Raw genomic sequence first — 23584 nt, 5'->3', positions numbered from 1 at the left:
GCCCGCGCCGTTCCGGTTGGCGATGCTGCGCAGCCTGATCGCGCTCAAGCCGCGCGACGTGCCGGTGCGCGTGGCCCTGCGCAACACCGCCGCGGTGGTCGCGCCGCTGGCGCTGGGCGTGGCCGCCGGCCATGCCGAGCTGGGCCTGGCGGTGTCCACCGGCGCGCTCAACACCATGTTCTCCGACCAGCCCGGCCCGTACCGGGCGCGGATGCAGCGCATGCTGATGGCGGCGCTGGCGGCGGGCATGGCCGCGTTGCTGGGGATGCTGATCGGCGCGCACACGCTGGCGCTGGCGCTTTGCGCCCTGCTGCTCGGCCTGGGCGGCGGCCTGCTGGTGGCGCTGGGTCCGGTGGCGGCGCGGGTCGGGCTGACCAGCATGATCCTGCTGGTGGTCAGCGCCGACGTGCGCCTGCCGCCGTGGCAGAGCGTCGGCGTGGCCACGCTGATCTTCGCCGGCGGCGTGCTGCAGATGCTGATGGCGCTGGCGGCCTGGCCGCTGCAGCGCTACCGCCCCGAGCGCTTCGCCCTGGCCGACCTGATGCGGCAACTGGCCGGCATCGCCCGCCAGCGCCCCGGCGCGACCGCGGCGCCGCCGGCCACCGAGGCGGTGCTCGAGGCGATGGTGATGCTGCACGGCGAACACCGCTCGCGCGGACGTGCGGTGCAGGCGTTCCGGGTCATCGCCGAACTGTGCGAACGCGCGCGGCTGGAGCTGCTGACCCTGGCCGACCTGCACGGACGCCTGGAGGCGACATCGCCCGCGCGCTTGCCGATCGAACGCGTGCTCGAACGCAGCGCGGTGGTGCTGGACCAGCTCGCGCACGCGCTGGACAGCGCCGAGGATCCGGATGCGGCCACTGCGTCGATGACCGGGTTCGACGACCTGGTCGACGCGCTGGCGCAGGTGCAGGCGCAGACCGAGGACACCCGCGAACGGCGCCTGCTGCGCATCGCCGTGGCCCGCGCGCAAGGCCTGGGCGGCCAGTTGCGCGCGTTGGTGCGCAACAGCCGCTGGGCCAGCAGCCGCGGCGAGATCCAGGCCGAGCTGGCCGAGGCGCGGCTGCCGGCGGCGCTGCGCCCGTTGGCGCCGCTGCAGACCCTGCGGGCGAACCTGAACCTGTCCTCGGTGGCGTTCCGCCATGCGCTGCGCTGCGGCGTGTGCCTGGCCCTGGCGGTGCTGTTCGCCCGCTGGCAGGCGATTCCGCATGGCTACTGGATCCCGATGACCACCGCGATCGTGCTCAAGCCGGATTTCGGCGGCACCCTCAGCTTCGGCGCGCTGCGCGTGGCCGGCACCTTCGCCGGGCTGCTGCTGGCCACCATGCTGGCGCACTTCGTGATGGACGGGGCGGTGGTGCGGCTGCTGTTGCTGACCGTGTTCTGCCTGGGCTTCCGCCTGCTGACCCAGGTCAACTATGGGCTCGGCGTGGCCAGCCTGACCGGCATGCTGGTGCTGTTGCTGTCGTTCGAGGGCATGGCCCCGGGCGAGGCGATCGGCGAGCGCATCCAGGCCACCGTGCTCGGCAGCGCGCTGGCGCTGGCCGCCTACGCGCTGTGGCCGACCTGGGAACGTAAGCACATCCGCGCCATCCTGGCGCAGTTGCTGCTGGCCTATCGCGACCATCTCGACGCGGTGCTGGAGGGCCGCCTGCAGGCGCTGCCGGACACCCGCGCGGCCTCGCGCACCGCGCGCACCAACGCGCAGGCCTCGATCGAACGCCTGCGCGGCGAGCCGCGGCGCAGGCGCAACCTGCGCGAACTGACCCTGGCCGAATCGGTGCTGGCCAACGGCAACCGGCTGATCCGCGCCTCGCTGGCGCTGGAGGCGGTGCTGCGCGATGCGCCGCCGCTGCCACCGCTGCCGGAACTGCAGCAGTTCCGGCAGCAGGCGCATGCCGCGCTGACCGAGCTGGCCGAGGGCCTGCGCACCGGCACGCCGCCACCGCAGGCCAGCCTGCGCGCCGCCGAGCGGCGCCTCGCCGAGGCGCTGGCCGCGCAACCGCAGGACGGCAGCGATGGCGGCGCGCTGGCCGCGCTGGCCGACACCAGCGACCGCGTCGCCGACAGCATCGGCACCCTCACCCACCTGGTCCGCAGCGCACTGCTGCCGGCCGCGGCCGCCGCCAAGGAGCCGCCGCCGGCGACCGCGCACCGCAGCGGATGAACGCGCTGCCGCGGCGCGCCGGCCGCGCAGGCAGCGCCGGACAGGCCCGCGCGGCATGGCCCCGCGCCATGCCGCCGCGCACTCACCTCACGCCTTTCCATACGCTCTAGACTTTCGCCTTGCTTCCCGGAACCCAATGCCGATGAACGAGATCCTGTCCCGCCAGCACGCCATCGCCCTCGACGCCGCCGATCCGCTGCGGGCCCTGCGCCAGGAATTCCTGTTCCCGCAGCACCAGGGCGCCGACCAGGCCTACTTCGTCGGCAACTCGCTGGGCCTGCAGCCGCGCGGCGCGCGCGCCGCGGTGCAGGAGGTGCTGGACAAGTGGTCGTCGCTGGCGGTGGAAGGCCATTTCAACGGCGACACCCAGTGGATGACCTACCACGAGCTGCTGGCCGCGCCGCTGGCGCGCCTGGTCGGCGCGCACCCGCACGAAGTGGTGGCGATGAACACGCTGACGGTGAACCTGCACCTGCTGATGGTCAGCTTCTACCGGCCCACCCGCGAGCGGCCGGCGATCCTGATCGAGGCCGGCGCGTTCCCCTCCGACCAGCACGCGGTGGCCTCGCAGATCCGCTTCCACGGCTTCGACCCGGCCGCCGACCTGATCGAAGTGCAGCCCGACGGCGCCGACGGCACCGTGTCGCTGGCGGCGATCGAGCGCGCCATCGCCGAGCACGGCCCGCGCCTGGCGCTGGTGCTGTGGCCGGGCGTGCAGTACCGCACCGGCCAGGCCTTCGACCTGGCCGCGGTGGCGCGGCTGGCGCGCGCGGCCGGCGCCGCGGTCGGCTTCGACCTGGCCCACGCCATCGGCAACGTGCCGCTGCACCTGCACGACGCCGCCCCGGACTTCGCGGTGTGGTGCCACTACAAGTACCTCAACGCCGGCCCCGGCGCGGTCGCCGGCGCCTTCGTGCACGAGCGCCACGGCCACGGCGACACCCCGCGCTTCGCCGGCTGGTGGGGCCACGACAAGCGCACCCGCTTCCGCATGGCGCCCGAGTTCGTCGCCGCGCCCGGCGCCGACGGCTGGCAGCTGAGCAATCCGCCGATCCTGAGCATGGCGCCGCTGCGCGCCTCGCTGGACCTGTTCGAGCGCGCCGGGCTGGACGCGCTGCGGCAGAAGTCGCAGCGGCTCACCGGCTACCTGGAGACGCTGATCCGCGCCCGCCTGGCCGACACCCTGCAGATCATCACCCCGTCCGACCCGGCGCAACGCGGCTGCCAGCTGTCGCTGCGCGTGGCCGGCGGCCGCGCGCGCGGCCGGGCGCTGTTCGAGTACCTGCAATCGGTCGGCGTGCTCGGCGACTGGCGCGAGCCGGACGTGATCCGGATCAGCCCGGTGCCGCTGTACAACCGCTACCGCGACGTCTACCGCTTCGTCGAGGAAGTGGAAACCTGGGCCGGCGTCTGACCCGCCTCTCTCGCGCGGCCAGCGGCCGCGCTTTCCGGACACCCCATTGAACGCATCCCCCCGCAGCATCACCCTGATCGGCGCCGGCCTGGCCGGCTCCCTGCTCGCCATCCTGCTGTCGCGCCAGGGCTGGCAGGTCACCGTCTACGAACGCCGCGGCGATCCGCGCGTGCACGATTACGAGCGCGGCCGCTCGATCAACCTGGCCCTGGCCGAACGCGGCCTGCACGTGCTGCGCCAGGCCGGCGCCGATACCGCGGTGATGGCCAAGGCGGTGATGATGCGCGGACGCATGGTGCACTTCCCCGACGGCCAGCAGCAGCTGCAACGCTATGGCCGCGACGACAGCGAGGTGATCTGGTCGGTGCACCGCAACGACCTCAACATCACCCTGCTGCAACTGGCCGAGCAGGCCGGCGCGCGCATCCACTTCTACCGACGCCTGCACACGGTCGACTTCGACGCCGGCTATGCGCGTTTCATCGACGACCGCGACGACCAGCCGCACGACATCCGCTTCGACAGCATGATCGGTGCCGACGGCGCCGGCTCGGCGCTGCGCGCGGCGATGCAGCGCAAGGCGCCGATGGCCGAGCACATCGAGTTCCTCGACCACTCCTACAAGGAACTGGAGATCCCGCCGGGCGCCGACGGCGGCTTCCGCATCGAGCCCAACGCCCTGCACATCTGGCCGCGCGGGCACTACATGTGCATCGCCCTGCCCAACCACGAAGGCACCTTCACCGTCACCCTGTTCCTGCCCAACAACGGCGAGCCCAGCTTCGCCACCGTACGCAACGGCGAGGAAGCGCTGGCGCTGTTCGCGCGCGATTTCGCCGATGCGCTGCCGCTGATGCCGCAACTGGCCGAGCACTGGGAACAGCATCCGCCCGGCCTGCTCGGCACGCTGCGGCTGGAGCGCTGGCACCTGGACGGCCGCGCGGTGCTGCTGGGCGACGCCGCGCACGCGATGGTGCCGTTCCACGGGCAAGGCATGAACTGCGCGTTCGAGGATTGCGCGGCGCTGGCCGCGCACCTGCAGCGCGAGCCGGACCTTGCGCGCGCCTATGCCGCCTTCGAGGCCGAGCGCAAACCCAATGCGGGGGCGATCCAGCAGATGGCGCTGGAGAACTACGTGGAAATGCGCGACCGCGTCGGCGACGCCGGTTTCCTGCTGCAGCGCGAACTCGGCCAGGCGCTGCAGGCACGGCATCCGACCCGCTTCGTCCCGCACTACACCATGGTCACCTTCCTGCGCACGCCGTACGCGCAGGCACTGCAACGCAGCGAGGTGCAGCACGACATCCTGGTCGAGGCCACGCAGGGCCATAGCGACCTGTCGCGGATCGACTGGACCTCGCTGGAGCGGATCGTGCATGCGCGGCTGACGCCGCTGGAGGGGGCGCATTGATCCGGCGTACCCTATCGGGACGCTCCGTCTTCTGTAGGAGCGGCGCTACGTGGCCTCGGGCCATCAGCCGCGACGGACATTCCCGGTAATGCCCGTCGCGGCTGAAGCCGCTCCTACACAAGCACGCCACGTTCCGCGCCTCTCCGGCCTTGCCCGCACCATTCGACCCTGCATGCCCGACAGCTTCCTCTTCTACGACCTGGAAACCTTCGGCGCCGATCCGCGGCGCACGCGCATCGCGCAGTTCGCCGCGGTGCGCACCGACGCCGAACTGAACGTGATCGAGGAACCGATCAGTTTCTTCGTCAAGCCCGCCGACGACCTGCTGCCCTCGCCGGTCGCCACCCTGATCACCGGCATCGCCCCGCAGCAGGCATTGCGCGAAGGCGTCAGCGAAGCCGAGGCGTTCGCGCGCATCGCCGAGCAGATGGCGCGGCCGCAGACCTGCACGCTGGGCTACAACTCGCTGCGCTTCGACGACGAGTTCGTGCGCCACGGGCTGTTCCGCAATTTCCACGATCCCTACGAACGCGAATGGCGCAACGGCAACTCGCGCTGGGACCTGCTGGACATGCTGCGGCTGATGCACGCGCTGCGCCCGGAAGGCATCGTCTGGCCGCAGCGCGAGGACGGCGCCACCTCGTTCAAGCTGGAGCAGCTGGCATTGGCCAACGGCGTGCGCGACGGCGATGCGCACGAGGCGCTGTCCGACGTCTACGCCACCATCGGCATGGCCCGGCATTTCCGCCACAGCCAGCCGCGGCTGTGGGAGTACGCGCTGAAGCTGCGCGACAAGCGCTTCTGCGGCAACCTGCTCGACGCGGTGGCGATGCAGCCGGTGCTGCACGTGTCGATGCGCTATCCGGCCGCGCGCCTGTGCGCGGCGCCGGTGCTGCCGCTGGCACGGCACCCACGCATCGACAGCCGGGTGCTGGTGTTCGACCTGGAAGGCGACATCGAGCCGCTGCTGCGCTATACGCCGGAACAGATCGCCGACCGCCTGTACACCCCGCAGGCCGACCTACCCGAGGGCGAACAGCGCATCCCGCTCAAGGAGGTGCATCTGAACAAGGCACCGGCACTGGTCGCCTGGGCGCACCTGCGCGAGGCGGATTTCGCCCGGCTGCGGCTGGACCCGATGCAACTGCTGGCCAAGGCCGCGCGCCTGCGCGAGGCCGGCCCGGCGCTGGCGGAGAAGGTGCGGCGGGTGTTCGCCAGCGAGCGCGCCGCGGTGCCGGCCGATGTCGACGCCTCGCTGTACGACGGCTTTTTGGCCGATGGCGACAAGCGCGCGATGGCCCAGGTCCGCGCCACTCCACCGGCGCAGCTGGCCGCTCTGGAAGGACAGTTCCGCGATCGGCGCCTGCCCGAACTGCTGTTCCGCTACCGCGCGCGCAACTGGCCGCAGAGCCTGTCCATCGCCGAGCAGGCGCGCTGGGACGACTACCGGCGGCAGCGCCTGCAGCAGGACAGCGGCCTGTCCGAACTGAGCTTCGACGCCTTCCACGCGGAGCTGGCCGGTTTACGCCTGGCTCACCCGCAGGATGCTACCAAGCAAGCCCTGCTCGACCAGTTGGCCGCCTGGGGCCACGACCTGCAACGCAGCCTATGACCAGCTATTTCAGCGATGCCAGCTTCAAGTTCCTGCGTGCCCTGGCGCGGCACAACGACAAGGCCTGGTTCAACGCCAACCGGCACAAGTACGAAGAGCACGTGCGCCAGCCGTTCCTGCGCCTGATCACCGATCTGCAGCCGGACCTGGCGCAGGTCAGCGAACATTTCCGTGCCGACCCGCGCGGCGTCGGCGGCTCGCTGTTCCGCATCCACCGCGACGCGCGCTTCTCCCACGACAAGTCGCCGTACAAGACCTGGCAGGGCGCGCGCCTGTTCCACGAGCGGCGCAAGCAGGTGCCGGCGCCGTCGTTCTACATCCACCTGCAACCGGGCGAAAGCTTCGTCGGCGCCGGGCTGTGGCATCCGGAGCCGGACACGCAGCGCAAGGTGCGCCAGTTCATCTTCGACAATCCCGGCAGTTGGAAGGCCGCCGCGCACGCGCCGGCGCTGCGCCGCCGCTTCGACTTCGAGGAAAGCGAGATGCTGGTGCGGCCGCCGCGCGGCTTCCCGGCCGACTTCGAATGCATCGACGACCTCAAGCACAAGAACTGGGTATTCTGGCGCCAGCTCGACGATGCGACGATGACCGGCCCGCGGCTGCGCACGCAGATCGCCGCCGACCTGCAGACGCTGGGCCCGTTCGTGGACTACCTGTGCGCGGCACTGGACCTGGAATTCTAGAACGGCAGCGTTTTTCCGTAGGAGCGGCTTCAGCCACGACAGGCATTCCCGTCAACGCCCGTCGCGGCTGAAGCCGCTCCTACGCGAGCTGAGGACATCCCATGAAGAAATGGCTGGCATTGCTGTCCCTCGCCCTTGTCGCCCTCGGCGGCTACGTCGTCGCCGGGCCGTACCTGGCCATCCGCGGCATCGACCAGGCGCTGCGCGAGCGCGATGCCGCGGCGCTGGAGCACTACGTCGACTTCCCGACCCTGCGGGTCAACCTCAAGGCCCAGGTGGACGATGCGCTGGTGCGCCGCGCCGGTCCCGACCTGCAGTCCAGCCTGTTCGGCGGCGCGCTGCTGTCGCTGGCCGGCGGCCTCGGTGGGATGAGCGTGGACGCGCTGGTCACCCCGACCGGCATCGGCGCGCTGATGCAGGGCGACGTGTTGTGGAAACGCGCCAACGGCGACACCGTCGGCGGCGATACCTACGCCGCGCCGCGCCCGCCGCAACCGTTGCACCAGGCCGAACATCGCTTCGAATCGACCACGCGCTTCGTGGCGACCGTGCACACCGCCGACGGCACCGCGGTGCCCTTCGTCTTCACCCGCGAGGGCTTGCGCTGGAAGCTCAGCAACATCCTGTTGCCGCTGTAGGCGATGGCGGGCGGCACAAGGCATCTCGGCTGAACGCCCGAGGTGACGTCAGAGCGCGAGCACGCGACGCCCTCCTGTGGCGATGACGTTCAGAGCACCTGCAACAATCCGTTTTTGCCAAGCATCCGCCTGTCTCGTAGGAGCGGCTTCAGCCGCGACCGGGCTTTCCCTGCAAGGCGGTCGCGGCTGAAGCCGCTCCTACGCGGGTGCCCTGGCGTGATCGGGGCTCCGTTCCGTCGCGACGATCGAAGGGCCGATGTTTCCCCAGGCAGCATGCAGTCGGGACTGAAGTCCCTCCCACAGGAGGCACAGGCCATCGGCCGCGATACGCCGTCCTGCCCAGATGGGTCAACCGGTCACTGGACGCATAGTTGCGCATCGTGCCGCTCTGCGTGCCGCAGGCGCCACGTCGATCGGCGGGTGAGCAAGCCGGTGGCGGCGATGGCAACCGAAACGGCACGAGGGAGTGCACGCGCACAACGCAGCGCACCGGCACGCCGGCCCTCGGGGACACCATGACCCGATGTCGCCAGCCAGGCCCCGCCTAGCGCGGCGCGTCCCGCCCGGGTCTGGCGGCCATCGCCTGTTGCAGGCGCAGGAACGGCGTGCGCAGTTGCCAGCGCGCCGACCACGGCAGGCGCGCCAGGGCTGCGTGCGCGTCCAGCGCCGGCAGCGCGCCGGTCCAGGCGAACACCACGTGGTTGTCCATCTGCGGCTCGTCCAGGCGCAGAACACGGCCGCCGAACAGCGCGCGCAGATGCGCCAGGTGGCGGCGCGTGTCGGTGTCGTACAGGTTCACCGCCAGCACCCCGCCCGGCGCCAGCGCCGCATGGCAGTCCTCGTAGAAACCGCGGCTGAGCAGCGCCGCCGGGATGCCGTCGGCGTCGTAGGCGTCGAGCAACAGCAAGTCGTAGCGATCGCGCCGTTGCGGCAGCAGCCGCGCGCCGTCGCCGTGCACGGCCTCGAAGCGCGCGTCGTCGTCCGGGATGCGAAAGGCCGCGCGCAGGGCCAGCACGTCGGTATCGGCCTCGATCGCCTCGATCCGCGCCTGCGGCAGGTGCCGATAGCAGAACTTGGCCTGCGAACCGCCGCCGAGGCCGACGATGCCGATCCGCCGCGGGTCCGGGCGCAACAGCAGCGCGCCGAGCATGCTGCGGGTGTAGCCCACCTGCAGCACGTCCGGCCACCACGTGTACATGCGGCTCTGGGTCACCTCGCCCTTGAACTGCAGGCTGGTGTAGCGCCAACCGTGGCGCACGTAGGGCCGCCCCGGACGCAGCGCGGCGGGTGCGTCCGAACCTTGCCGCAACAGGCGGCGCAGCACGGTCCAGCGACCGCCGCCGGGCGTGTCGCTCACGGCGTGGCGATGTCGTTGGCGACCCCGTGCGGCACATGTCCGGCGGCGACGCGCTCGCGGGCGGCGCTGTCGATGTTGTGCTGCGAATCGTCGAAGAAGATGTCCGCGCCGAACGCCTGCAGGAACGGGCCCTTGTGGCGGCCGCCGAGGAACAGCGCCTCGTCCAGGCGCACGCCCCATTCGCGCAGGGTGCGGATCACCCGTTCGTGCGCCGGCGCCGAACGCGCGGTGACCAGCGCGGTACGGATCGGCGAGGCCTCGCCGGCCGGGAACGCGGACTGCAGCGCGTGCAGCGCCGACAGGAAGTTGCGGAACGGCCCGCCGGTCAGCGGCTCGCGCGCGTTCTCGCGTTCGTAGCGGCCGAACGCCTCCACGCCCTGCTCGCGCGAGAAGCGCTCGCCCTCGTCGCCGAAGATCACCGCATCGCCATCGAAGGCGATGCGCAACTGGGTGGACAGGCGCCCGGCATCGATCGCCCCGGCGGCCGCGGCCGCTTCCTGCGCATGCTCGCCGGGCGGCTTGGGCAGGATGGTCGCCGCGGCGATGCCGTGGCTGAGCGCGCGGCGCACCGACTCCGGGTTCGCCGACAGGAACAGGTCGGTGCCGAACGGCTTGACGTAGGGCCAGGTCGCCTCGCCGGAGGTGAAGGTGGCGCGGACGATGCCCAGGCCGTAGTGCTGGATCGAATTGAAGATGCGCAGCCCGGTGTCGGCGGAATTGCGCGACAGCAGGATCACCTCCACCGGCGGCGTCTCCGGCGGCGTGCCCTGGTTCAGCGCCAGTAGCTTGCGCACCACCGGAAACGCCACCCCGGGCGCCAGCACATCGTCCTCGCGCTCGCGCTGGTACGCGCTGTACGCCTCCACCCCTTCGCGCTCGAACAGGGCATGGCCCTCTTCCAGATCGAACAGGGCGCGCGAGGTGACCGCGACGGTGAGCAGACGGGGGGAGTTGTCGGACATTGTTGGCGGGGAGTGGGGAATCGGGAATGGGGAATAGGTAAAAGCGGTTTGCAGGCGATGAATTTATCCAGGGAAAGGGTGTTATCAGGAAACCGCTCTTGCGATTCCCCATTCCCGATTCCCCACTCCCCGCCCCTACACCATAAATTGCTCGCTCAAGATCCGCTCCTCCAGGTTGTGCTCCGGATCGAACAGCAGGGTGACCAGGCGGTCGCGGGATTCGCGGATGGTGACTTCGACCACGTCGCGGGTCTCGTGCGAGTCGGCGGTGACGCTGACCGGGCGCTTGTACGGGTCGAGCACGCGGAAGCGCACCTCGATGTCGGCCTTGAGGATCGCCCCGCGCCAGCGCCGCGGCCGGTAAGGCGCGATCGGGGTCAGCGCCAGGGTATGCGAGCCCAGCGGCAGGATCGGCCCGTGCGCGGAGGAGTTGTAGGCGGTGCTGCCGGCCGGGGTGGACACCAGCACGCCGTCGCAGATCAGTTCGTCGACCCGGGTCTGGCCGTTGAGGTCGATGCTCACGTGCGCGGCCTGGCGGGTCTGCCGCAGCAGCGAGACCTCGTTGTAGGCCAGCGAGCCGGTGGTGGCGCCGGATTCGGTCTGCGCGCGCATCTCCAGCGGCCGCAGCTTGGCCGGCTCGGCCTGGGCCAGGCGCGCGACCAGGTCATCGTCGCGGAACTGGTTCATCAGGAAGCCGACCGTGCCCAGCTTCATGCCGAACACCGGCTTGCCCAGGCTGCCGTGGCGATGCAGGGTCTGCAGCATGAACCCGTCGCCGCCGAGCGCGCACAGCACATCGGCCTCGGCCGGCTCGCAATCGCCGTAGCGCGCGACCAACTGTTCGCGCGCCCGCTGCGACTCGGTGGTGACGCTGGCGAGGAAACAGATGCGGGGCGAGGACGGCATGGGCGCATTCATGGCCATGATCATACCTGCCTGGGGGGAAAGCCGGGATTCGGGAGTCGGGATTCGGGATTGGCAGAAGCGGGCTATCGCGTCGGAGACGGGACAGCCAAGCGCGCGAAACTGCGCAGCCCGAAAGGCTGCGATTCGGGAGTGGGGATTCGGGATTGGCAAAAGCGGGCAACGGGATCGGAAGGCACACCGAGAAATCGAGAAAGCGCTGCGCCGTTGCGAATCCCCACTCCCGACTCCCCAATCCCCCCACCACGACAGCCCCCTCGCCCATCCCACATTCCTCCCTGGAGGAAAGCCCCCCTTCTGTTAAGGGGGGCGCGGCGAAGCCGCGGGGGATAGGCAAGGCCGCCGTGCGGTGCCAACCGTTTGCGCCGCAAACGGTTGGGTCAGGCCCGCACGGGTCTGACCACGGGGCTACACCCCGTGCGCCGTCACCCCGTGCGCCGCCAGCTGGCCCAGCCGCTGCACCGCCACCGACACGGTCGGGTAGTCCAGCGTCTTCTGCGCGGCCAGTTCCTGCAGCATGTTCAACGTGAAGCGCAGGCTGCTGTCGTCGCGCTGCAGCCAGTGCTGCACCTTGGCCTCGGCGGTGCCGCCCGGCAGGCTCAGCGCCTGGCCGGCCAGCGCGCTGTGGTGCTTGGCCAGTTCGTCGCGCAGCACGCCGCGGGCCACCGCATGCCAGCGGCCGTTCACCTCCAGCGCGTCGATCTGCTCGAACAGCCACGGCAGCTGCAGCGCCTCGCCGAGGCGGAAGTGCACCTTCGACACCTCCACCGGCTTGAGCTTGCGGGTGCGCGCCATCTCGATGATGTCGAACGCCGGCTCCAGGAAGCGCAGTTCCGACAATTGCTGCGCCAGCGCCGGCGGCAGGCCCTTGTCCTGCCACTCCTGCACCAGCGCCTCGTAGCGCGGCCGCTGCGAATCGGGCAGCACGCCGGAGGCGACGCGGATGTCGTTGAACGGCTCGTAGTAGCGCTCCACCGCCGCGGTGATGCCCGGCATCGGGCCCGGACGGAACAGCAGCCAGCGCACGAAGGCGCGCTGCAGCGTCCAGATCACCTCCAGCGCGTCGATCTGCACCGACTCGGGCACCTTGCCGTCCAGCGCGTCGATCTGCGTCCACAGCGCGCGCGCATCCAGCGTCTCGCGGCTGATGGTGTAGGCCTTGGCGACCTCGGCGATGCTGCGGCCGGTGTCTTCCTGCATGCGCATCAGGAAGGTGGCGCCCATGCGGTTGATGGTGGTGTTGGTCACCGCGGTGGCGATGATCTCGCGCTTGAGGCGGTGCCGCTCCATCGCATCGGCGTACTTCTTCTGCAGCGGCTTGGGGAAGTAGCGCTGCAGTTCCTTGGACAGGTACGGGTCCTCGGGGATGTCCGACTCCAGCAACTGCTGGAACGCCACCAGCTTGGAGTAGGACAGCAGCACCGCCAGCTCCGGCCGGGTCAGGCCCTGGCCGCGTGCCTTGCGCGCGGAGATCTCCGCGTCCGAGGGCAGGTATTCGATCTGCCGGTCGAGCAGGCCCTGCGCTTCCAGGGTGCGGATGAAGTGCTGCTTGGAGCCCAGGCGCTTGACGCTCATCCGCTCCATCAGGCTCAGCGCCTGGTTCTGGCGGATGTTGTCCCACAGCACCAGCTCGGCGACCTCGTCGGTCATCGACGCCAGCAGCTTGTTGCGCGCGTCCAGGGTCAGCTTCTTGGCCTGCACCACGTCGTTGAGCAGGATCTTGATGTTGACCTCGTGGTCGGAGGTGTCCACGCCGGCCGAGTTGTCGATGAAGTCGGTGTTGAGCAGCACGCCGGCCTGCGCGGCCTCGATGCGGCCGAGCTGGGTCAGGCCGAGGTTGCCGCCCTCGCCGACCACCTTGCAGCGCAGTTCGCCGCCGTTGACGCGCAGGCCGTTGTTGGCGCGGTCGCCGACGTCACCGTGGGTCTCGCTGGCGGCCTTGACGTAGGTGCCGATGCCGCCGTTCCAGAACAGGTCCACCGGCGCCTTGAGGATGGCGTGCATCAGGTCGTTCGGCGAAAGCTGCTTGACGCCCGGCTCCAGGCCCAGCGCCTCGCGCACCGGCGCGCTGATCTCGATCGACTTGAGCGTGCGCGGGTAGATGCCGCCGCCGGCGCTGATCAGCTTGGCGTCGTAGTCGGCCCAGCTGGAGCGCGGCAGCTTGAACAGGCGCTCGCGCTCGGCGAAGGACGCCGCCGCGTCCGGGTTCGGGTCGAGGAAGATATGACGGTGGTCGAACGCGGCCAGCAGGCGGATGTGGCGCGACAGCAGCATGCCGTTGCCGAACACGTCGCCGGACATGTCGCCGATGCCCACGCAGCTGAAGTCCTCGTTCTGGCAGTCGCGGCCCAGCGCGCGGAAGTGGCGCTTGACCGACTCCCAGGCGCCGCGCGCGGTGATGCCCATGCCCTTGTGGTCGTAGCCGACCGAGCCGCCGGAGGCGAATGCGTCGCCGAGCCAGAAGCCATGGGCCAGCGCCAGGCCGTTGGCGATGTCGGAGAACGTGGCGGTGCCCTTGTCGGCGGCGACCACCAGGTACGGGTCGTCCTGGTCATGGCGCACCACCTGCGGCGGCGGCACGATCTTGCCGCCGACGATGTTGTCGGTGATGTCCAGCAGGCCCTGGATGAACAGCTTGTAGCAGGCGATGCCCTCGGCCAGCACCGCGTCGCGGTCGCCGCCGACCGGCGGGCGCTTGCAGAAGAAGCCGCCCTTGGCGCCGACCGGCACGATCACCGTGTTCTTGACCATCTGCGCCTTGACCAGGCCCAGCACCTCGGTGCGGAAGTCCTCGCGCCGGTCGGACCAGCGCAGGCCGCCGCGCGCCACCGCGCCGAAGCGCAGGTGCACGCCTTCCACGCGCGGGCCGTACACGAAGATCTCGCGGTACGGGCGCGGCTTGGGCAGGTCCGGCACCTTGGCCGAATCCAGCTTGAAGCTGATGCAGTGGCCCAGCCCGCCATCGGCGGTGCGCTGGTAGTGGCTGGTGCGCAGGGTCGCCTCGATCACGCCCTTGAAGCTGCGCAGGATCCGGTCCTCGTCGAGGCTGGCGACCTGGTCGAACAGCTTCAGCAGCGCGGCCGAGACCGCCTCCAGCTGCGCCTCGCGGCTGCCGCTGCGCGCGTCGATCACCGGCTGCAGCACCTTCAACGCGGCGTCGTCGCCGTTGGCCAGCAGGCGCAGCTGCGCCGCCAGCGCGGCCTGGCCCTCGGCGATCTGCGCCTTGCTCTCGCTGCCGGTGGCCGGATCGAAGCGCGCCTCGAACAGTTCCACCAGCAGCCGCGCCAGCAGCGGATAGCGGTTGCAGGTCTCTTCGACGTAGGCCTGCGAGAACGGCACGCCGGTCTGCAGCAGGTATTTGCAGTAGCCGCGCAGCACCGCGACCTGGCGCCAGCTCAGGCTGGCGCCGACGATCAGGCGGTTGAAGCCGTCGTTCTCGGCGTCGCCGCGCCAGATCCGCACGAATGCCTCGCACAGCGGCGCGTCGGCGGCGGCCACGTCGATGCTGCCGGCCAGCGGCTCGACCTCGAAGTCCTGGATCGACAGCGGCGTGCCGTCCACCACCAGCCGGTACGGACGCTCGGAGATCACCCGCAGGCCCAGGTTCTCCATCATCGGCAGCACGTCCGACAGCGGCAGGTCGTCGTGCTGGCGGTACAGCTTCAGGCGCAGGCTGTCGGCGCCGTCGCGGCGCAGCGCCTGCAGGCTCAGGTGCAGGTCTTCCGGGCCGCGCAACGCGGCCAGGCGCTCGACGTCGCGCGCGGCGATCTGCGCGCTGGACTCCTCGATGTAGCCGGCCGGCAGCGCGCGGCCGTAGCTGGCGGCCAGGCGCAGGCCGTCGCGCTCGCCGCGGCTGGCCACCAGCGCCTCGCGCAGGTCGTCGTGCCAGTTGCGCAGCAGGTGCGCCAGGCGCGACTCCAGCTCGCTGGTATCGAACTCCAAGGCTTCGCCCGGCTTCGGCCGCACGATCAGGTGCAGCTGCGCCAGCGGCGACTCGCCCAGCACCACGCTGGAATCGATGTACTCGCCGTGCAGCGCGTCCTTCAGCAACGCCTCGATGCGCAGGCGCACGTCGGTGTTGAAGCGCTCGCGCGGGATGTACACCAGCGCGGAAATGAAACGGCCGTACTTGTCGCGGCGCAGGAACAGGCGGCTGCGCACCCGCTCCTGCAGGCCGAGGATGCCCATCGCGGTGCGGTACAGCTCCTCCTCGTTGGACTGGAACAGCTCCTCGCGCGGCAGCGTCTCCAGGATGTGGCGCAGCGCCTTGCCGCTGTGGCTGCTCGGGGTCAGCTCGGACTTGCGCATGACCGAGTCGAAGCGCTCGCGCACCAGCGGGATCTCCCACGGGCGGCGGTTGTAGGCGCTGGAGGTGAACAGGCCGAGGAAGCGCTGCTCGGCGACGATGCGGCCCTTGGCGTCGAACTCCAGCACGCCGATGTAGTCCATGTAGCCGCTGCGGTGCACCCGCGAGCGCGCATTGGTCTTGGTCAGGATCAGCGCTTCCTTGTTGCCCGACTCGCTGAGGCCGTGCGCGGCCAGCGTGCGCACCGGCCGCGCCGGCGACTTGTCCTGCCCGCGCAGCAGGCCCAGGCCGCTGTCCTCCAGCGGCGCCAGCACGTCTTCGCCGCCCTGCTTCTCCACCCGGTACTCGCGGTAGCCGAAGAAGGTGAAATGGTCGGCCGCGGCCCAGCGCAGGAATTCCTGCGCCTCGCGCCGGCCCTTGTCGTCCACCGGCAGGCGCCGCGTGGTCAGGTCGTCGGCCAGCGCCAGCATCTTCTCGCGCATGCTGCCCCAGTCGCGCACGATGTTGCGCACCTCGCCGAGGATGCGCCGGATCGCCGCTTCCACCTGCGCCATGTCCTCCGGCGGCTGGCGGTCGATCTCCAGCGCCATCAGCGATTCCGGTTTGCCCTCGCCCACGTTCTCCAGCACGCCGCCCTTGTCGCGCTGCATGCGCAGCACCGGATGGCCGAGCACGTGCACGCCGATGCCCAGCTCCGCCAGCGCCATGCTCACCGAGTCGACCAGGAACGGCATGTCGTCGTTGACGATCTGCAGCACCGTGTGCGACGACTCCCAGCCGTCGTCCTTCAGGCTCGGGTTGAACACCCGCACGTTGACCGTGCCCGGCTTGCGCTTGCGCGCGAATTCCAGCATCGACGCGGCCAGCGCCGCCCACTCCTGCGCGCTGTGGTGGGGGAACTCGTCCTCCTCCATGCGCTTGTAGAACTCCTCGGCGAACGCCTGCGCCTCGTCCTGGCGACCGCCCGGATAGCGCTTGCGCAGCGCCGCGAACACCGGCGCCAGGCTGAAACCGCTGGCGGCCGGCGCCGCATCGATCACCTTGGCGGTGGCCGGGACGGCCGCGGCCGGCTTGGCCACCACCGCCGCCTTGCGCGGAGCGGCGGGCTTGGCCGCCGCCTTGCGCTTGGCAGGCGTCTTGGCCGACGACGTGGCCGACTTGGGGGCGGAAGGGGTCGCGGAGCTGCGGGCGGCGGCCGTGGATTTGGAACGGGAAGCGGCGTGTTTGAGTTTCATGACGGAGAGCAGCAACGATGCTCGATGGGAAAGCGCGAATTGTACCGGTGCGCCGTTCAACTACCTTGCTGCATCGCAAACCGACGACATGCCGGAGACGACGCGCCAGATCGCGCAAAGTGTCTACAACATCGCCTTCACGCCGCGGTCACCATGCTTTCCCGGCACCGGCCGTTGTCAACAAGAACGCCCCGGTGTCAAGGCTGTTCTAATTCTAAACTGGACGGTATAGTCCACAATCAATGAGCACCCCCCTCGCCTCTGTCGCGCAGCGCCAGGCGCGCGACCAGCGCGTGTACGCCGCCGTGCGCGACCTGCTGGCCGAAGAAGGCATGGGCCTGAGCATGGAGGCGGTGGCGGCACGCGCCGGCTGCTCCAAGCAGACCCTGTACAGCCGCTACCGCAGCAAGCAGGACCTGCTGCAGCGGGCGCTGCAGGACCACCTGGACCTGGCCACCGCGCACCTGGAGCCGGCGCAGGACGACCTGCGCGCGAGCCTGCTGCGGTTCGCCTGCGAGTACCTGGAGCAGTTGTCCGAGCCACGCGTGGTGCAGAGCACCCAGCTGATCGCCGCCGAGTCCCGGCATTTTCCCGAGTTGTCGCGGGCCATGTTCCGCGACAGCGTGGAACGCCTGCTGCACTGCCTCAGCGACTGCCTGCGCGGCGCCACCGCCCGCGGCCAGCTGCGGCATGACGATCCGCACTTCATGGCCGAGCTGCTGTTGAGCATGATCGTGGGCATGGATTTCGAGCGTCAGCGCTTCCACAGCGCGCATCGCGGCGACCGTGCCGCGCAGCGCGCCTGGGCCGAGTTCGCCGTGGACGGCTTCCTGCGCGCGTTCGCCGCGCCTTCTCTTTCTTCTACAAAACCAGACCGGAGTACCACCCGATGACCTCCCCGTTGCGTTCTCTCGCCCTGGCCTGCGCCGTCGTGGTGGTGTTGGCGTCCTGCAAGAAACAGGATCAGCAGCAGGCCATGCCGCCGCCGGAAGTGGGCGTGCTGCAGGCACAGCCGCAGACCGTGCCGCTGCAGCGCGAACTGGTCGGCCGCCTGTCCGCGTTCCGCAGCGCCGACGTCCGAGCCCGCGTGGCCGGCGTGCTGGAAAAGCGCCTGTACACCGAAGGCACCGACGTCAAGGAAGGCCAGCCGCTGTTCCAGATCGACCCGGCGCCGCTGCGGGCGACGCTGGCCTCGGCGCAGGGCCAGCTGGCCGCGGCCGAAGCCACCTACGTCAACGCCAAGGCCGCCGCCGCCCGTGCGCGCAGCCTGGCGCCGCAGGCCTACGTGTCCAAGTCCGACCTGGACAGCGCCGAAGCCACCGAGCGCAGTTCCGCCGCCGCCGTGCAGCAGGCCCGCGCGGCGGTCGAAACCGCGCGCATCAACCTCGGCTACGCCACCGTCACCGCGCCGATCGCCGGCCGCGCCGGCAAGCAGCAGGTCACCGAGGGCGCCTTGGTCGGCCAGGGCGACGCCACGCTGCTGACCACGATCGACCAGATGGACCCGCTCTACGTGAACTTCTCGATGAGCGCCGACGAACTGGCGCAGTTGCGCCAGGCGCAGACCGAAGGCAACGTCGCCCTCAACCCCGAGGACAAGTCCACCGTGCAGATCAAGCTCGGCGACGGCAGCACCTACGCGCATGCCGGCACCCTGGACTTCTCCGGCGCCACGGTCGACCCGAGCACCGGCTCGGTGACGCTGCGCGCGCTGCTGCCGAACCCGGACCGGGTGCTGCTGCCCGGCGCCTTCGTCAGCTTCGCGGCCAACCTGGGCGAGCGCAAGGGGGTCTACCTGATCCCGCAGGCCGCGGTGCTGCGTGACGCCAAGGGCGCCTACGCCATGGTCGTCGGCAAGGACGGCAAGGTGCTGCGCAAGGACCTGACCACGGTCGGCCAGCAGGGCGACAAGTGGATCGTCAGCGGCGGCCTGCAGAGCGGCGACCAGATCGTGGTCAGCGGCCTGCCCAAGGTCAAGGAAGGCGCACCGGCAGTGGCCAAGCCGTGGGATCCCAATGCCGCCGCGCAGGGCCAGGGCCCCGGCGCGGCTCCCGGCCAGGGCGCCCAAGGCGCCGCGGCGCCGGCCAAGGGCGCCGCCCCGGCGCAGGGCGCAGCGCACGGCGACGCGCCGGACGCCGCCTCGCATTCCGACCAGCCGAAGCAGTAACGGACTCCCCCCATGCCTAAGTTCTTCATCGAACACCCGGTCTTTGCCTGGGTGGTGGCGATCCTGATCTCGCTCAGCGGCGTGATCGCCATCCTCAATCTCGGCGTCGAGTCCTACCCCTCGATCGCCCCGCCCCAGGTCACCGTCACCGCCACCTATCCCGGCGCCAGCGCCAGCACCACCGAACGCTCGGTCACCCAGGTGATCGAGCAGCAGCTCACCGGCATCGACCACCTGCTGTACTTCAGCTCGTCGTCGTCCTCCAGCGGCAGCGCCACCATCACCCTGACCTTCGAAACCGGTACCGATCCGGACATCGCCCAGGTGCAGGTGCAGAACAAGGTGTCGCTGGCGACCCCGCGCCTGCCGTCGGAAGTGACCGCGCAGGGCGTGGTGGTGGCCAAGGCCAACGCCGGCTTCCTCAGCGTGATCGCGCTGCGCTCGGACAACCCGTCGATCGACCGCGACGCGCTCAACGACATCGTCGGCTCGCGCGTGCTGGAGCAGATCTCGCGCGTGCCCGGCGTCGGCAGCACCCAGCAGTTCGGCGCCGAGTACGCCATGGACATCTGGCTCAACCCGCAGAAGCTGCAGGGTTACCACATGTCCGCCAGCCAGGTGTACAGCGCGATCGGCGCGCAGAACGTGCAGTTCGCCGCCGGCTCGCTCGGCTCGGACCCGGCGCCGCAGGGCCAGTCGTTCACCGCCACGGTCAGCGCCGAGGGCCGCTTCACCTCGCCCGAGCAGTTCGAGAACATCATCCTGCGCGCCGACAGCAACGGCACCGTGGTGCGGCTAAAGGACGTGGCCCGGGTCGCGTTCGGCCCGACCAACTTCGGTTTCGACACCCAGTACAACGGCAAGCCGACCGGCGCCTTCGCGATCCAGCTGCTGCCCGGCGCCAATGCGCTGAGCGTGTCCGAGGCGGTCAAGGCCAAGATGGACGAGCTGCAGCCGAGCTTCCCGCAGGGCGTCACCTGGTTCACCCCGTACGAGAGCACCACCTTCGTCAAGATCTCGATCGAGGAAGTGGTCAAGACCCTGGCCGAGGCGATCGTGCTGGTGTTCCTGGTGATGCTGGTGTTCCTGCAGAACTTCCGCGCCACCATCATCCCCACCCTGGTGATCCCGGTGGCGCTGCTGGGCACCTTCCTGGGCATGTGGGCCATCGGCTTCACCATCAACCAGCTGACCCTGTTCGCGATGGTGCTGGCGATCGGCATCGTGGTCGACGACGCGATCGTGGTGATCGAGAACGTCGAACGCATCATGTCCGAGGAGCACCTGGCGCCGAAGGCGGCCACGCACAAGGCGATGACCCAGATCACCGGCGCGGTGGTGGCCATCACCGTGGTGCTGGCGGCGGTGTTCATCCCCTCGGCGATGCAGCCCGGCGCCGCCGGCGCGATCTACAAGCAGTTCGCGATCACCATCGCCATGTCGATGGGGTTCTCGGCGTTCCTGGCGCTGAGCTTCACCCCGGCGCTGTGCGCGGCGTTCCTCAAGCCGACCCACAACGACAACCCGAACTGGGTCTACCGCACCTTCAACAAGTACTACGACAAGCTGGCGCACCGTTACGTCGGCGCGGTCGGCAATACCATCCGCCGCGCGCCGCGCTGGATGGCGGTGTTCGCCCTGCTGTTGGTGCTGTGCGGGTTCCTGTTCACGCGCATGCCGGGCAGCTTCCTGCCGGAAGAGGACCAGGGCTTCGCGCTGGCGATCGTGCAGCTGCCGCCGGGTGCGACCAAGACCCGCACCAACGAGGTGTTCGCGCAGATGCGCGGCGTGCTGCAGCAGCAGAAGGCGGTTGAAGGCATGCTGCAGGTGGCCGGCTTCAGCTTCCTGGGCCGCGGCGAGAACGTGGGCATGGGCTTCATCCGGCTCAAGCCCTGGGAAGAGCGCGACATCGCCGCCGGCGACCTGATCCAGCAGTTAAACGGGATGTTCTACGGGATCAAGGACGCGCAGATCTTCGTGGTCAACCTGCCGACCGTGCAGGGCCTGGGCCAGTTCGGCGGCTTCGACATGTGGCTGCAGGACCGCACCGGCCAGGGCGAGGAAGCCCTGCTGCAGGCGCGCAACATCGTGCTCGGCAAGGCCGCCCAGCGCCAGGACGCCCTCGCCGGGGTGCGCCCGAACGGCCTGGAGAACTCGCCGCAGCTGCAGCTGAAGGTGGACCGCGTGCAGGCGCAGTCGATGGGCCTGTCGGTCAACGACATCTACCAGTCGATCCAGCTGATGCTGGCGCCGGTGTACGTCAACGACTTCTTCTACGAAGGCCGCATCAAGCGCGTCAACATGCAGGCCGACGCACCGTTCCGCACAGGTCCGGAGTCGCTGCGCAACTTCTACGTGCCCAGCAGCACCGCCACCGACAGCAGCGGGCTGCCGCAGATGATCCCGCTGAGCACGGTGGTGAGTTCGGACTGGATCTACAGCTCGCCGTCGCTGAGCCGCTACAACGGCTACTCGGCGGTCAACATCGTCGGCAACCCGGCCCCGGGCGGCAGCTCCGGCCAGGCGATGAGCGCGATGGAGAACATCGTCAACAACGACCTGCCGCCGGGCTTCGGCTTCGACTGGAGCGGCATGTCGTACCAGGAGATCATCGCCGGCAACACCGCCACGCTGCTGCTGGTGCTGTCGATCGTGGTGGTGTTCCTGTGCCTGGCGGCGCTGTACGAGAGCTGGTCGATCCCGGTGTCGGTGCTGCTGGTGGTACCGATCGGCGTGCTCGGCGCGGTGGCGTTCTCGCTGCTGCGCGGCCTGCCCAACGACATCTACTTCAAGATCGGCCTGATCACGGTGATCGGCCTGGCCGCCAAGAACGCGATTCTGATCGTCGAGTTCGCGGTGGAACAGCGGGCGATGGGCAAGACCCTGCGCGAGGCCGCGGCCGAGGCGGCGCACCTGCGCTTCCGCCCGATCCTGATGACCTCGTTCGCGTTCATCCTCGGCGTGCTGCCGATGGCGATCTCCACCGGCGCCGGCGCCAACGCCCGCCACGCCATCGGTACCGGCGTAATCGGCGGCATGCTGTTCGCCACCGTGCTGGGCGTGCTGTTCATCCCGCTGTTCTTCGTGATGGTGCGGCGCATGCTCGGCGACAAGCTGGACGAACCGTCGAAGGAGTTCACGCAGATGCAGGAAGCCGGCCTGGCGCGGCATCAGCCGGATCGGTGAGGGGCCGGGAGTGGGGATTCGGGAGTGGGGATGCGTGAACGGATCCCTCCCGGTCCTGATCCTTCCGCCCTGTAGAGGCAAAACAAGAAGCGGCCGCAAGGCCGCTTTTTGTTGTCCGGGAATCTAGTCGGGAAGCGCGGTCCAAAACCCGGCGCAAGACGGAGCGCTCTTTGAAGGCCGAGCGCTCCTTGTGGGAGGGACTTCAGTCCCGACGCATTGCAGCCCGAATGCCGCTCACCCCTTTTTCCACAAAAAGAAAAAGCGGCCTTGCGGCCGCTTCTTCGTGATTCCTCAGCCGATTCAGGAACCGGCTAATCCCCGATCCCGACTCCCGGCCTCACCGCAATCCCGTCTCGTTACGGGCGATCACCAGGCGCTGGATCTCCGAGGTGCCCTCGTAGATCTCGGTGATCTTGGCATCGCGGAAATAACGCTCCAGCGGCATCTCCTTGGAGTAGCCCATGCCGCCGTGGATCTGCACCGCCTGGTGGGTGATCCACATCGCCGCCTCGGAGGCGGTCAGCTTGGCGACCGAGGCCTCGGTGGTGAAGCGCTGGCCCTGCCCCTTCAGCCAGGCCGCGCGCAAGGTCAGCAGCAGCGCCGCATCCAGCTTGCACTTCATGTCGGCGATCTTGGCCTGGGTCATCTGGAACGCGCCGATCGGCGCGCCGAACGCCTTGCGCTCCTTCACGTAGGCCAGGGTGGCCTCGTAGGCGGCGCGGGCCAGGCCGATCGCCTGCGAGGCGATGCCGATGCGGCCGGCGTCGAGCACGCTCATCGCGATCTTGAAGCCCTCGCCCGGGGTGCCCAGCACCTCGTCGGCGCTGGCCACGTAGTCCTGGAACTCGATCTCGCAGGTGGCCGAGGCGCGGATGCCCAGCTTGGGCTCGGTCTTGCCGCGGTGGAAGCCCGGCTTGTCGGTGTCGATCACGAAGGCGGTGATGCCGCGCGCGCCCTTGTCCGGCTCGCTCATCGCGAACAGCACGATGTACTTGGCGACCGGGCCGGAGGTGATCCAGCTCTTCTTGCCGTTGATGACGAAGCTGCCGTCGTCCTGACGCACCGCGCGGCACCGCATCGCGGTGGCGTCGGAACCGGACTGCGGCTCGGTCAGGGCGAAGGCGCCGATCTCGCGGCCCTCGGCGATGGCGCGCACGTACTGTTGCTTCTGCGCCTCGTTGCCGTTCTTGAGGATGCCGACGCAAAACAGCGAGTTGTTGACCGACATGATGGTCGAATGCGCCGCATCGCCGGCGGCGATCTCGACCATCGCCAGCACGTAGGCGATCGGGTCCATGCCGGCGCCGCCGTACTCCTCGGGCACCTCGATGCCCATCAGCCCGTTCTCGCCCAGCAGGCGGATGTTCTCCAGCGGGAACTCGCCGGTACGGTCGTGCTGCTCGGCGCTGGGAGCGATCCGCTCCTGGGCGATGCGCCGCGCCACGTCCTGGATCATCAATTGCTCTTCGGTAAAGCTGAAATCCACGTCGAACCCCTCCCGGGCTTGTTGGTGCGGCCATTG

General features: G+C 69.8%; 15 protein-coding genes. 10 read left to right on the top strand and 5 right to left on the bottom strand.

Annotation, left to right across the window (positions count from 1 at the left end; translation table 11 throughout):
• Positions 1-22 precede the first annotated feature (22 nt).
• The 6 genes from AC1PME_RS09260 to AC1PME_RS09235 all read left to right on the top strand — a co-directional run bounded on the left by AC1PME_RS09260 (position 23) and on the right by AC1PME_RS09235 (position 7925).
• On the top strand, positions 23-2167 hold the full coding sequence (locus AC1PME_RS09260) for an FUSC family protein (protein ID WP_254461289.1): 2145 nt from the start codon (positions 23-25) through the stop codon (positions 2165-2167).
• A gap of 142 nt (positions 2168-2309) precedes the next feature.
• A complete protein-coding gene (gene kynU / locus AC1PME_RS09255) occupies positions 2310-3581 on the top strand; it encodes a kynureninase (protein WP_481097933.1) in 1272 nt (423 codons plus the stop codon).
• A 46-nt stretch (positions 3582-3627) separates the two neighbouring features.
• A complete protein-coding gene (locus AC1PME_RS09250; protein WP_481097932.1) occupies positions 3628-4992 on the top strand; it encodes an FAD-dependent oxidoreductase in 1365 nt (454 codons plus the stop codon).
• Between the two features lie 172 nt (positions 4993-5164).
• Complete coding sequence (gene sbcB / locus AC1PME_RS09245; RefSeq protein WP_481097931.1) at positions 5165-6604, top strand: exodeoxyribonuclease I; 1440 nt, start codon at positions 5165-5167, stop codon at positions 6602-6604.
• Positions 6601-7287: a DUF2461 domain-containing protein gene (locus tag AC1PME_RS09240; protein ID WP_254461285.1), complete on the top strand. Its 687-nt coding sequence runs from the start codon at positions 6601-6603 to the stop codon at positions 7285-7287. Before sbcB ends, AC1PME_RS09240 begins: the two co-directional genes overlap by 4 nt.
• A gap of 101 nt (positions 7288-7388) precedes the next feature.
• Positions 7389-7925, top strand: a complete 537-nt coding sequence (locus AC1PME_RS09235) for a DUF2939 domain-containing protein (protein WP_481097930.1) — start codon at positions 7389-7391, stop codon at positions 7923-7925.
• Between the two features lie 544 nt (positions 7926-8469).
• Here AC1PME_RS09235 and AC1PME_RS09230 read toward each other — a convergent pair.
• The 4 genes from AC1PME_RS09230 to AC1PME_RS09215 all read right to left on the bottom strand — a co-directional run bounded on the left by AC1PME_RS09230 (position 8470) and on the right by AC1PME_RS09215 (position 16469).
• On the bottom strand, positions 8470-9282 hold the full coding sequence (locus AC1PME_RS09230) for a fused MFS/spermidine synthase (protein WP_481097929.1): 813 nt from the start codon (positions 9280-9282) through the stop codon (positions 8470-8472).
• Positions 9279-10244, bottom strand: coding sequence for a 5'-nucleotidase (locus AC1PME_RS09225; RefSeq protein ID WP_481097928.1), 966 nt, complete (start codon positions 10242-10244; stop codon positions 9279-9281). Before AC1PME_RS09225 ends, AC1PME_RS09230 begins: the two co-directional genes overlap by 4 nt.
• Positions 10245-10379: 135 nt before the next feature.
• A complete protein-coding gene (locus AC1PME_RS09220; RefSeq protein WP_481097927.1) occupies positions 10380-11150 on the bottom strand; it encodes an NAD kinase in 771 nt (256 codons plus the stop codon).
• Positions 11151-11576: 426 nt separating this feature from the next.
• Complete coding sequence (locus AC1PME_RS09215) at positions 11577-16469, bottom strand: NAD-glutamate dehydrogenase (RefSeq protein ID WP_481098094.1); 4893 nt, start codon at positions 16467-16469, stop codon at positions 11577-11579.
• 76 nt (positions 16470-16545) lie between these two features.
• Here AC1PME_RS09215 and AC1PME_RS09210 point away from each other — a divergent pair, with 76 nt between their 5' ends.
• The 4 genes from AC1PME_RS09210 to AC1PME_RS09195 are packed head-to-tail and all read left to right on the top strand — an operon-like array spanning position 16546 to position 22062.
• Positions 16546-16941, top strand: a complete 396-nt coding sequence (locus tag AC1PME_RS09210; RefSeq protein ID WP_481097926.1) for a hypothetical protein — start codon at positions 16546-16548, stop codon at positions 16939-16941.
• Between the two features lie 10 nt (positions 16942-16951).
• Positions 16952-17602 (top strand): TetR/AcrR family transcriptional regulator, encoded by a 651-nt coding sequence (locus AC1PME_RS09205; protein WP_307550067.1) that lies wholly within the window; start codon positions 16952-16954, stop codon positions 17600-17602.
• Positions 17599-18876, top strand: coding sequence for an efflux RND transporter periplasmic adaptor subunit (locus AC1PME_RS09200; protein WP_254461277.1), 1278 nt, complete (start codon positions 17599-17601; stop codon positions 18874-18876). The genes AC1PME_RS09205 and AC1PME_RS09200 overlap by 4 nt, the downstream gene beginning before the upstream one ends.
• A 12-nt stretch (positions 18877-18888) precedes the next feature.
• A complete protein-coding gene (locus AC1PME_RS09195; RefSeq protein ID WP_254461276.1) occupies positions 18889-22062 on the top strand; it encodes a multidrug efflux RND transporter permease subunit in 3174 nt (1057 codons plus the stop codon).
• Between the two features lie 337 nt (positions 22063-22399).
• Here the strand turns inward: AC1PME_RS09195 and AC1PME_RS09190 are convergent, their stop codons facing one another.
• Entirely contained in the window at positions 22400-23548 is a 1149-nt protein-coding gene (locus tag AC1PME_RS09190) for an acyl-CoA dehydrogenase family protein (protein WP_254461275.1), read from the bottom strand.
• Positions 23549-23584 lie beyond the last annotated feature (36 nt).

The sequence above is a fragment of the Xanthomonas sp. NCPPB 901 genome, assembly GCF_056725085.1.
Note: the sequence above shows the minus strand (reverse complement) of the source record. Positions and strands in the feature narration are given on the sequence as shown.

Excerpts from the sequence above, each read along its gene's own strand:
- AC1PME_RS09235 (WP_481097930.1), top strand. The coding sequence starts at position 7,389 with ATGAAGAAATGGCTGGCATTGCTGTCCCTCGCCCTTGTCGCCCTCGGC.
- AC1PME_RS09260 (WP_254461289.1), top strand. The coding sequence starts at position 23 with ATGCTGCGCAGCCTGATCGCGCTCAAGCCGCGCGACGTGCCGGTGCGC.
- sbcB (WP_481097931.1), top strand. The coding sequence starts at position 5,165 with ATGCCCGACAGCTTCCTCTTCTACGACCTGGAAACCTTCGGCGCCGAT.
- AC1PME_RS09200 (WP_254461277.1), top strand. The coding sequence starts at position 17,599 with ATGACCTCCCCGTTGCGTTCTCTCGCCCTGGCCTGCGCCGTCGTGGTG.
- AC1PME_RS09220 (WP_481097927.1), bottom strand. The coding sequence starts at position 11,150 with ATGCCGTCCTCGCCCCGCATCTGTTTCCTCGCCAGCGTCACCACCGAG.
- kynU (WP_481097933.1), top strand. The coding sequence starts at position 2,310 with ATGAACGAGATCCTGTCCCGCCAGCACGCCATCGCCCTCGACGCCGCC.
- AC1PME_RS09195 (WP_254461276.1), top strand. The coding sequence starts at position 18,889 with ATGCCTAAGTTCTTCATCGAACACCCGGTCTTTGCCTGGGTGGTGGCG.
- AC1PME_RS09225 (WP_481097928.1), bottom strand. The coding sequence starts at position 10,244 with ATGTCCGACAACTCCCCCCGTCTGCTCACCGTCGCGGTCACCTCGCGC.
- AC1PME_RS09205 (WP_307550067.1), top strand. The coding sequence starts at position 16,952 with ATGAGCACCCCCCTCGCCTCTGTCGCGCAGCGCCAGGCGCGCGACCAG.
- AC1PME_RS09240 (WP_254461285.1), top strand. The coding sequence starts at position 6,601 with ATGACCAGCTATTTCAGCGATGCCAGCTTCAAGTTCCTGCGTGCCCTG.